The organism is Streptomyces sp. NPDC001634 (assembly GCF_040298185.1).
Lineage (GTDB): Bacteria > Actinomycetota > Actinomycetes > Streptomycetales > Streptomycetaceae > Streptomyces.
In genome coordinates this window covers 1-9926 of record NZ_JBEOZU010000168.1, presented here as the reverse complement: position 1 = coordinate 9926, position 9926 = coordinate 1, and the positions used below count along the sequence as shown (strand labels likewise).

Genomic DNA, 9926 nt, shown 5'->3' with positions numbered 1-9926 from the left:
CCGGCGTGCGCCGGCTGCGTGGTGGCTGGCCATGACGAACCTCCTGTCGTCTGCGTGACGGCGCTGTGGCCGTATGTGCCCATCGTGAGGTATGCCACTGACAATCCGTTCTGACCTGGTCTTTTGCTTCGCTCAGAGGTTCGGAGTAGCTTTTGCACTGACCAGTCAGTTCAAAAGCGGGCGGCCTCGACCGGGCCGCCCGCCCCAAGGGAGTGTGGGGGACATGGACGTGCCACGGGCAGCGGCCGGAGTCGCCGTCAGTGCCGCGGACTTCGGGCTGAAGGGACCGCGCGGCTGGGCGTTCCGGGGCGTCGGCTTCGACGCCGAACCCTGCTCGCTCATCGCCGTCGAGGGGCCCTCCGGCTCCGGGCGGACCTCTTTGCTGCTCGCGCTCACCGGACGGATGAAGCCGAGCGAGGGGCGGGCCACGGTCGGCGGGCACCCGCTGCCCAAGGACATGTCCGCGGTCCGCCGGATCAGCGCGCTCGCGCACGTACCCGGCGTCACCGACCTCGAACCGGCGCTGACCGTCGGCGAGCATCTGCGTGAACGGGCCCTGCTGGAGAGCCGGTTCAGGGACTCCCTGCGCTCGCTGCTGCGACCGCGAGGGATGGGAGTCCCCCCTGCTCGAGCGAAGTCGAGAGCTTGGGGGAGCACGGCCGAGGCGGGGCGGCGGATCGACACCGCCCTCGCCGCCGCCGGACTCGACCCCGAGGCGCTGCCCAAGGGCTCCCGGACCGCCGTACGCGACCTGGAACGCCTGGAGGGTCTGCGGCTCTCCGTGGCACTGGCCCTGATCGGCCGTCCGCGCCTGCTGGCCGTCGACGACACCGACCTCAAGCTGTCCGCCGCCGAACGGGCCGAGGTCTGGGGACTGTTGAGGTCGCTCACCGAGGCCGGGACCACGGTCCTCGCGGTGTGCGCCGAGGCCCCCGAGGGCGCGGTGGTGGTGTCGACGGCGCCGGTGAAGGACGTACGCGAAGAAGCAACTGCCGGGGACGCGGCCGGGGAGGCCACTCCCGAGGGCCCGTCCGAGGACGGCGGAGACGACGACAAGGAGACGGCGGATGCGCTCGCCGAAACTGGCCGCGCTTGAGCTCAGGCGGTTCGGCAGGGGAAGGCTGCCACGCGCGGCGCTGGTCGCGCTCCTTCTGCTGCCGCTGCTGTACGGCGCCCTGTACCTGTGGTCGTTCTGGGACCCGTACGGGCGGCTCGACCGTATCCCCGTGGCGCTCGTCAACGACGACAAGGGGGCGACGGCGGCCGGCCACAGGGTCGCGGCGGGCGACGACATCGTCAAGGGGCTGCGGAAGAGCGACACCTTCGAATGGCACGAGGTGAGCGCCGCCGAGGCCAGGAAGGGCGTCGAGGACGGCACGTACTACCTGTCGCTGACCATGCCCTCCGACTTCAGCGAGCGGATCGCCTCCAGCTCGGGGGACTCCCCCGAGACGGGCGCCCTCCAGGTCCGTACGAACGACGCGAACAACTACATCGTCGGGCAGATCTCCAAGACGGTGTTCAACGAGGTGCGCGCGGCGGCCTCGACGAAGACGTCGCGGTCGTTCCTCGACAGGATCTTCATCTCGTTCTCGGACATCCACGGGGCGACCGTGAAGGCCGCCGATGGGGCCGACCGGCTCACGGGCGGCATCGGCAAGGCGGAGAAGGGTTCCAAGGACCTCGCCGACGGGCTCACGGAGGCCAAGAAGGGCAGCGGACAGCTGTCGGGCGGCCTGACGAAGCTCACCACGGGCGCGGGCGACCTCCAGGACGGTGCGCAGCAGGTCGCGGACGGCACCCAGGCGTTGGCCGACCGGGTGAGCGGCGCGGCCGACCAGGTGCGCCCCTTCCTGAAGGAGAACGGCCGGCAGATCGCCGACACCGCGACCCTGGTGGCCGATTCGGCCGGTGTGATCAGCGACCATCTGGACGCGTTCGTCACCACGGCCCCGATCGCGGAGAGCGGCACTCGCAAGGCATCCGAGACCCTCGACGCGGTCTACGAGAGGCGCTGCGTCGCGCAGCCCGTGCCCGACCTCGCCTGCGGCGACCTGAAGAAGGCGAAGGACGCCGCGGCGGACGCGGCGCGGCTCGCCAAGGACGTGAACACCGTGGTGCGGGACTACCACGGCGACATGACCGCCATGCAGCAGGACCTGAAGACCCTGCAGCGGCAGGCCCGGGCGCTCGCCAAGGCGGCGCCGCACCTCTCCGAGAACCTTGACGACGCGGTCACCAAGGTGGATGCGCTCAACAGGGGCGCCGCCGAGGTCGCAGGCGGCGCCAGGAAGCTGAACACCGGCCTCGGCACCGCCAAGGCGGGGGCCGCGGACCTGGACACGGGCGTCGGCGCCCTGAAGACGGGCGCGATCGACCTCAACGGAGGCATGTACAAGCTCGTCGACGGCTCCGGGAAGCTGGCCGGCGGACTGCACAGCGGTGCGGACAGGATCCCCGACTACGACAAGAAGAACCGTGACGAGCGCACCCAGGTCATGTCCGACCCGGTCCAGCTCGCCTCCAGGGACCTGCACAAGGCGCCCAACTACGGCACCGGCTTCGCCCCGTACTTCATCCCGCTGTCCCTGTGGGTGGGCGCGATGGTGGCGTACATGCTGATCCCGCCGCTGAACCGGCGGGCGCTCGCGGCGGGCGCCTCGGCCTGGCGGATCGCGCTCGCGGGCTGGCTGCCGGTGGCCCTCGTGGGCGTGCTGCAGACGGCCGCCCTCATGGCGGTGCTGCACTGGGCGATCGGTCTGGAGATGGCACGGGCGGCCGGGACGATCGGCTTCCTGTTCCTGGTGTCGGCGTGCTTCGCGGCGCTCGTCCAGTGGCTTAACGCGCGCTTCGGGGCGGCGGGCCGGATCCTCGTACTCGCCCTGCTGATGCTCCAGTTGACGTCCGCGGGCGGGACGTACCCCGTGCAGACCAGTCCGGGCTTCTTCAACGCGATCCACCCCTTCCTGCCGATGAGTTACGTCGTCGGGGCGCTCAGGAGGCTCATCACGGGCGGCGGCCTCGGGCCTGTGTGGCAGGCGTGCGCCGTGCTCGTGGCTTTCACCGCCGGCGCCCTCGCGCTCACCGCGCTGTCGGCCCGCCGCAGGCAGGTGTGGACCCTGGACCGGCTGCATCCGGAGCTGAGCCTGTGACGGCCACAGCCGGGCCCGTGCCCCCGCACCCGGCCGGTCCTGTGACAATCAAGCTCATGGAACGCAGCAGCGCCGCCGCGGGAGGCGGCTCGAGCCGCCGCGAGGCGACCCGGCAGAAGCTCTACGAGGCGGCCGTCACCCTCATCGCGGAGCAGGGCTTCTCCGCGACCACCGTCGACGAGATCGCCGAGCGGGCCGGGGTCGCGAAGGGCACGGTCTACTACAACTTCGCGAGCAAGTCGGTCCTCTTCGAGGAGCTGCTGCGGCACGGGGTGGGGCTCCTCACCGACTCCCTCCGGGAGGCGGCCGAGAAGACCGACCTGGCCGGCGGCACCAAGGTGGACGCGGTGGACGCGATGATCCGCGCGGGGCTCGGCTTCATCGCCCGCTACCCGGCCTTCACCCAGCTGTACGTGGCCGAGCTGTGGCGCACCAACCGGGCCTGGCAGTCCACGCTCATGGTGGTCCGGCAGCAGGTGGTCGCGGTGATCGAGGGCGTGCTGCGCGAAGGCGTGGCGAACGGCGAGTTCAGCGAGGAGATCGACGTCCCGCTGACGGCGGCCGCGCTGGTCGGCATGGTCCTGGTGGCGGCCCTGGACTGGCAGTCGTTCCAGCCGGAGCGTTCCCTGGACGACGTCCACGCGGCGCTGTCGCGGCTGATCCAGGGGCGGGTGAGCGGCGGCAGCTAGGTCCTGTCGCGCCCGGCGCACGAAAGCGCCGGTCCGGGATGGCCGCGTTCCCCGCGGGCCGTCTCGAACCGGCGCTCCGTCGTGCTTCCCCGTGTCCCCCCGTGTCCCCCGTTCGGTCGTTCCCCCAGGTCCCCCCGTGCCTCGCTTCCGCCGAACCGGCCGGCGGAAGGAGCGGCCAAGGGCGGGCACCGTTCCGCCGCCCCGTGTCGGCGGTGCCGGAGCCGCGCCCCTTTCCGTGCCTCCACTTTCTCGTTCGCGCAGGTCGGCCCCCATCCGCGCGCGTACTCATCTCACCGACTAGGTACGGATACTCAGTCCTGGGCACTCACGCCCAGGACATTTCGCTACGTACTGGTGACGAGCCCCTCCGTGCCGCTACTCCCCCGGCCGCGCCGGGAGGGTACGGAGGCCCTGGAGAAAGCGCTGGTCACGGGCCCGCGGCCGGACTGTCGGTGGCTGCCGATAGAGTCGCCGGCATGGCACGGATTGCGGTGATCGGCGCCGGGATGGGCGCGATGGCGGCCGCCGCCCGGCTGGCCGTCGCGGGCCACCGGGTGGTGGTGTACGAGCGTACGGAGACGTACGGCGGTGCGGTGCGCCGTTTCACGCGTGACGGCTTCTCCTTCGACACCGGCCCGGGCCTGCTGCCGCTGCCCGCGGTCTGGCGCGATCTGTTCGTCAAGACCGGCAGGGAGCCGCTCGAGGAGTGCGTCGAGCTGGTCCAGGTGGACCCGTCGTCACGGCACGTCTTCGCGGACGGCACGGAGCTCTCGCTGCCGAACGCGTCGCGCGCGGGCGCCGTCTCGGAGATCGACGCGGCGCTCGGCGGGGGCGCGGGCGAGCGCTGGGGCGACTTCCTGGTGCGGGCCCGCGAGGCCTGGGACCGCACCCGCCGGCCGCTCCTGGAGGAGCCGCTGTGGCCCAACTGGACGGTGCTGGCCGAGCGCGAGCCGTACCCGGCGGTGCCGCACAAGAAGCTGCTGCGCACCCGGCGGGCCGGCACGCTCGCCGAGGTCGGCGCCTGGGAGCTGCGCGATGTGCGGCTGGCTGCCCTTCTGGAGAGCCATGCCCTGGCGTACGGCCTGGATCCCCGGACGACTCCGGCGAGCGCGGCCGTGCTGCCGTACCTGGAGCATGCCTTCGGCACCTGGTATGTGCGGGGCGGAATACGGGAGTTGGCGCGTGCCGTGTACGAGCGGTGCGTGGCCCGGAGGGTGGAGTTCGTCTTCGGCGCCGAGGTCACCGGGATCGTCGAGAAGGACGGCCGGGCGGCGGGCGTGGAGCTGGCCGACCGCTCCGTGGCGGAGGCGGACCATGTGGTGGCCGGGGTGGCGCCCGGCGTCCTGGACCGCGTGCTCCCGGGGACGGCGGCCGCGCGGGGTGCGGGCGAGGTCGCTCCGCAGCGCGTGATGCCCAGCCGGCTGAGGGTGCTGCTGGCGCTGCGCGGGGGCCGGCCGGAGGGCACCGCGCACCGGACGGTCGTCCACACGGCCGACCGCGAGGGCGAGTTGGACCACCTCTTCGGGGAGCCCGCCGGGCTTCCGCCCGCCCCGACGGTGACCGTGCTGCGCCCGGACGACCCCGCGCTGGTGCCCGACGCCGGGCACGAGGCGGTCACGCTGACGGTCACGGCGCCGTCGGGTCTGAGCCCGTCCGAGTCCGATGTGGACCGGATCCTGGACGCCGCCCAGCGCGCGATACCGGGTCTGCGCGATCGCGTCCTGTGGCGCGAGGTGCGCACCCCGGCCGACATCGCCGAGGACACCGGCGCGGCCGGTGGCGCGGTCCCGGCACCGGCCCTCGCCGCGGCCGGCGGCCGTCTGTTGCAGCCGTCCAACACCACCCGTGTACCGGGCCTGTTCACGGTCGGCGGCTGGTCCCACCCCGGCGGCGGCCTCCCGCATGCCGGTATGTCGGGCGCCCTGGTCGCCGGGCTCATCGTGGAGGGACCGGATTTCCGGGGCTCGCAGTAAGGGCACCGGGGCGCCCGCTCATGCGATGAGGGCCCGGCGCTGCGCACCGGGCCCTCAAAGATCGCACCCGCTCAGAAGCGGTATTGCTCGTCGTAGCCGTGCCCGTTGCCCTGCGCCGTGCCGTTCCCCTGCGCCGTGCCGTTGCCCTGGTACGGGTACTGCTGTTCCGGCGGGAGTTCGCCGCCGAGGGCGTCGCCGGTGCTGCGCTGCTGGGGAACCCAGACACCGCCGGGCGGGGTCTCGCCGTAAGTGCCGGTGCCGTACTGATCCTGGCCGTAGCCCTGCTGTCCGTACTGCTGCTGGCCGCCGTACGAGGTGTCGTACGAGCCGTTGCCGTAGGTCTGCGTGCCCGCGTACGGGTCGGAGTAGCCGGTGTACTGCTGCTGACCGTTGTCGTAGCCGTACTGCTGCTGGCCGTATCCGGAGTAACCGTCGTACGCGTAGGCCTGCTGGTCCTGGGGCTGGCCGGTGCCGGCGAAGGACGAGGCGTCGGTCGCGGCCGCGTACGCCGCGTTCGTGTAGACGCCGTAGGTGCCGGTCTCGACTTCCTCGGGCAGCGGCTGCGGTGCGTACACGGTGGTCGCCTCGGCCGCGGTCTCCACGGGCTGGGACCGGGAGAAGACGTCGTCGTGGTCGTCGTCGTACGGGGCGTCCTGGCGGTACGTTCCGGCAGCGGTCGACTCGAGGTCGGAGTCCTCCGCCGCCTGGTCCTGGCGGGCCGCCTCGCCCCGGCGGCGCTTGCTGCCCCCGCCCCCGCCCTCGCGGGGGCGGTTGCCGACGGCCCAGCCGGCCGCGAACCCGCGACGGAACGACAGCGTGACGTAGGTCTGCCCGACCGCGAACGCGGCCGCGCCCAGTCCGATGACCAGCACGGAGGGGATCAGCACGCCGAGCACGACGCCGAGGAAGCCGACGAAGGCGAGCAGTCGCCAGCGCAGTCGAGCCTTGTACTGCAGCAGCACCTCGCCGAGCAGCCACAGCGCGACGATGCCGAACGCGATGTAGAGGACCGTCCAGCCCATGTACGCCCCTCTCCCAGTGGCCGCTACGCAGTGTGTCGTATGGCGGTGCGGCTGGTCTAGGCCCGCTGCGGGTGGTGCAGGCCCAGGTTTTCGTAGATTTCCAGCGTCGCCGTGGAGTTGTTGAGTGTAATGAAGTGCAGTCCGGGGACGCCCTCGGCCAGCAGCCTCGCGCAGAACTCCGTGGCGAACTCGATGCCGATCGAGCGTACCGCCGCCGGATCGTCTTTTGCTGTGAGGATTCGCTCTTTCAGACCGGCCGGGATGGCGGCGTTGCTGAGCTGCGGCAACCGCTCCAGCATCCGCACGCTGGTCACGGGCATGACCTCGGGGATGACCGGGGTCGTGCAGCCGGCCGCGGCGACCCGGTCGCGCAGGCGCAGATACGAATCGGGCTGGAAGAACATCTGTGTGATCGCGTAGTCGGCGCCGGCCCGGCACTTGTCGACGAAGTGCTCGACGTCCGTGTCCCAGCTGCTGGAGCGCGGGTGCATCTCGGGGAAGGCGGCGACGCCCACGCAGAAGTCGCCCGACTCCTTGATGAGCCGGACGAGTTCGGCCGCGTAGGTCAGGCCCTTGGGGTGCGGAACCCAGTCGCCCATGGGGTCGCCGGGCGGGTCTCCCCGGACGGCGAGCATATTGCGGATTCCGGCGTCGGCGTACTGGCCGATGATGTTGCGCAGCTCGGCGACGGAGTGGTTGACCGCGGTGAGGTGGGCGACCGGGGTGAGCGTGGTGTCGGCGGCGATCTGCTCGGTCGCCTTCACCGTGCCCGCGCGCGTGGAGCCGCCCGCCCCGTATGTGACGGAGACGAAACTGGGAGCCACCGCCTCGACCCTGCGGAGCGCGTTCCACAGATTGCGCTCGCCCTTCTCCGTCTTCGGAGCCCAGAACTCGAACGAGTACGTCGTTTTGCCGGCGGCGAGCATGTCACGCACGGTCCGTGCGTGATCAGTCCTGGTGGATGCGGTTCCGAGGGCCATAGTCGCAGGTTAGCCACGGCGAGGCGGTCCCCCAACCGAGCGCCGGAAATTTGCCCGAATTGTCGACTTGTTGTCCACCCATCGGACACGGCGGGTCCAGCCGGGCCCGGTGGCGGTCCGTCGCCCCGCCTACGCCGTGCGCAGTCGCTTCGCGAACTCCTTCGCCGCCGCGCCCGGGTCGTCCGCCTCCGTGATCGCGCGGACGACGACCACACGACGGGCGCCGGCCTCCAGGACCTCGTCCAGGTTGCCGAGGTCGATCCCGCCGATGGCGAACCAGGGGCGGTCGGTACCGAGGGCGGCGGTGTGGCGGACCAGACCGAGACCGGGGGCGGGGCGGCCGGGCTTGGTGGGGGTGGGCCAGCAAGGGCCCGTGCAGAAGTAGTCCACGCCCTCCTGGACGGCGGCGGCCTCGGCCTCCGCCTCGGAGTGCGTGGAGCGGCCTATGAGGACGTCGTCGCCGATGATGGCGCGGGCCGCGGGAACGGGCAGGTCGCCCTGGCCGAGGTGGAGGACGTCGGAGCGGGCCGCGTGGGCGACGTCCGCGCGGTCGTTCACCGCCAGCAGCTTGCCGTGGCGGGCGCAGGCGTCGGCGAAGACCTGGAGGTGCTCCAGCTCCTCGGCGGCCTCCATGCCCTTGTCGCGCAGCTGCACGATGTCGACGCCACCGGCCAGGACCGCGTCGAGGAACTCGGCGAGGTCGCCCTGACGTCTGCGGGCGTCCGTGCACAGATAGACACGGGCGTCGGCGAGCCGGGCGGTGCGGGCGGTGTCGGACACGGTGGGGTCCCCCCGATGTCGGTGGCGTACGGGCCGCGGCAGGGCGCGGTCGACCGGGGGCCGTGTCCAGGTCCCTGGACCCCGGCCCGTACACCGGACGGTTGTTCTCGAATCAGACTTGGATCAGATCGCCGGATCGAATCAGACGGATCGGATCAGACGGCGAGCGCCTGCGCGCGGCGCTTCACCTCCGTGCCGCGATTCTCGCTGAGGGCCTGCGCGGGGGTGCCGGGCAGGGTCGGGTCGGGGGTGAAGAGCCACTCGATCATCTCTTCAACCGTGAAGCCGTCGTCCCGCAGGAGCGTCAGGGTGCCGGACAGGCCCTTGACGACCTTGTCCCCGTCGATGAAGGCGGCGGGGACGTGCAGCGCGCGGTTCTCACCACGGCGTACGGCGATGAGCTGGCCCTCCTTGACCAGCTGCCGGACGCGGGTCACCTCGACGCCGAACGCTTCGGCGATGTCGGGGAGGGTGAGCCAGGCGGGGACGAGAGCATCGATCTTTGCGTCAATCTCGGTCACGGGATTAAGCGTGCCATCCCGGACTGACAGTCGGAAGCCGAGAGCCTCCGGCGGGGCGAGGCAGGGGACGGTTCGGCGCCGCCGGGGGAGTCCCCGTGCGCCGTCACCCTGCGCGGCCCCTTACGCCCGAAGAGTGACCGATACGTCAAGGGGCCCCCTTACGCCAAGAAGGTGCCCCTACGCCGTCGCCTCCTTGAGCGGGCGTGACGGGTCCGACAGCAGGTCCGGATCCATCGGGAGGCCCGACTCGATCAGGCGGCGGCCCTGGGCCAGGTCCCGGGGGCGGCCCACCGCCAGAAGGGCCACCAGGCGGCCCTCGTGCAACCAGCACACCGACCAGGCCGCGCCCGCCGGGTCGCCGCGCCACACCGTCGTGTCGGCCGGGGCGTGGTGGCCCACGTACTGGACGAAGCGACCGAACTGCTCCGACCAGAAGTACGGCACCGGGTCGTACGCCATCGGCGTCTCCCCGATGATGTTCGCGGCCACCGTGCGCGGGCCCTGGAGGGCGTTGTCCCAGTGGTGGACGAGCAGACGCTCCTCGTAGCGCCCCGACGGGAAGGAGGCGCAGTCCCCCACCGCGTACACGTCCGGCGCCGACGTGCGCAGATGCTCGTCGGCCAGCACCTCGCCGTGGACGCCCAGCTCGATACCCGAGCCGCGGAGCCATGCCGTCGCCGGACGCGCTCCTATACCCACGACCACCGCGCCCGCCGGCACCCGCGAGCCGTCGTCGAGCACGACGGCGCCCGGCTCGATGCGCTCCACGCGCGCGTGGGTGCGCAGCTCGGCCCCGCTGTCCGCGTACC

Annotated in this window: 9 protein-coding genes; 4 read left to right on the top strand and 5 right to left on the bottom strand. The window is 72.0% G+C overall.

Annotated features, from left to right (window positions below; all coding sequences use genetic code 11):
- Positions 1 to 223 precede the first annotated feature (223 nt).
- The 4 genes from ABT186_RS46540 (at position 224) to ABT186_RS46525 (ending at position 5814) form a co-directional block, all read left to right on the top strand.
- A complete protein-coding gene (locus ABT186_RS46540; RefSeq protein ID WP_351930468.1) occupies positions 224 to 1096 on the top strand; it encodes an ATP-binding cassette domain-containing protein in 873 nt (290 codons plus the stop codon).
- Complete coding sequence (locus ABT186_RS46535) at positions 1068 to 3152, top strand: YhgE/Pip family protein (protein WP_351226380.1); 2085 nt, start codon at positions 1068 to 1070, stop codon at positions 3150 to 3152. Before ABT186_RS46540 ends, ABT186_RS46535 begins: the two co-directional genes overlap by 29 nt.
- Before the next feature lie 56 nt (positions 3153 to 3208).
- The gene (locus tag ABT186_RS46530) at positions 3209 to 3841 is read left to right on the top strand and encodes a TetR/AcrR family transcriptional regulator (protein WP_351226382.1); all 633 of its coding nucleotides are present in this window, start codon (positions 3209 to 3211) and stop codon (positions 3839 to 3841) included.
- Between the two features lie 476 nt (positions 3842 to 4317).
- Positions 4318 to 5814: a phytoene desaturase family protein gene (locus ABT186_RS46525; protein WP_351226384.1), complete on the top strand. Its 1497-nt coding sequence runs from the start codon at positions 4318 to 4320 to the stop codon at positions 5812 to 5814.
- Positions 5815 to 5885: 71 nt separating this feature from the next.
- Here the strand turns inward: ABT186_RS46525 and ABT186_RS46520 are convergent, their stop codons facing one another.
- The 5 genes from ABT186_RS46520 to ABT186_RS46500 form a co-directional block, all read right to left on the bottom strand.
- Positions 5886 to 6836, bottom strand: a complete 951-nt coding sequence (locus ABT186_RS46520; RefSeq protein ID WP_351930466.1) for an SCO2102 family sporulation regulator — start codon at positions 6834 to 6836, stop codon at positions 5886 to 5888.
- A 56-nt stretch (positions 6837 to 6892) separates the two neighbouring features.
- On the bottom strand, positions 6893 to 7816 hold the full coding sequence (gene metF, locus ABT186_RS46515) for a methylenetetrahydrofolate reductase [NAD(P)H] (protein ID WP_351226388.1): 924 nt from the start codon (positions 7814 to 7816) through the stop codon (positions 6893 to 6895).
- Between the two features lie 129 nt (positions 7817 to 7945).
- Positions 7946 to 8596: a thiamine phosphate synthase gene (gene thiE, locus ABT186_RS46510; RefSeq protein WP_351226390.1), complete on the bottom strand. Its 651-nt coding sequence runs from the start codon at positions 8594 to 8596 to the stop codon at positions 7946 to 7948.
- A 155-nt stretch (positions 8597 to 8751) separates the two neighbouring features.
- Positions 8752 to 9117 carry an Rv2175c family DNA-binding protein gene (locus ABT186_RS46505; RefSeq protein WP_351226392.1) on the bottom strand — a complete coding sequence of 122 codons (366 nt, stop codon included), beginning with the start codon at positions 9115 to 9117 and terminating at the stop codon, positions 8752 to 8754.
- 177 nt (positions 9118 to 9294) lie between these two features.
- On the bottom strand, positions 9295 to 9926 hold a 632-nt coding region (locus ABT186_RS46500), incomplete at its 5' end, for an oxidoreductase C-terminal domain-containing protein (RefSeq protein WP_351930464.1).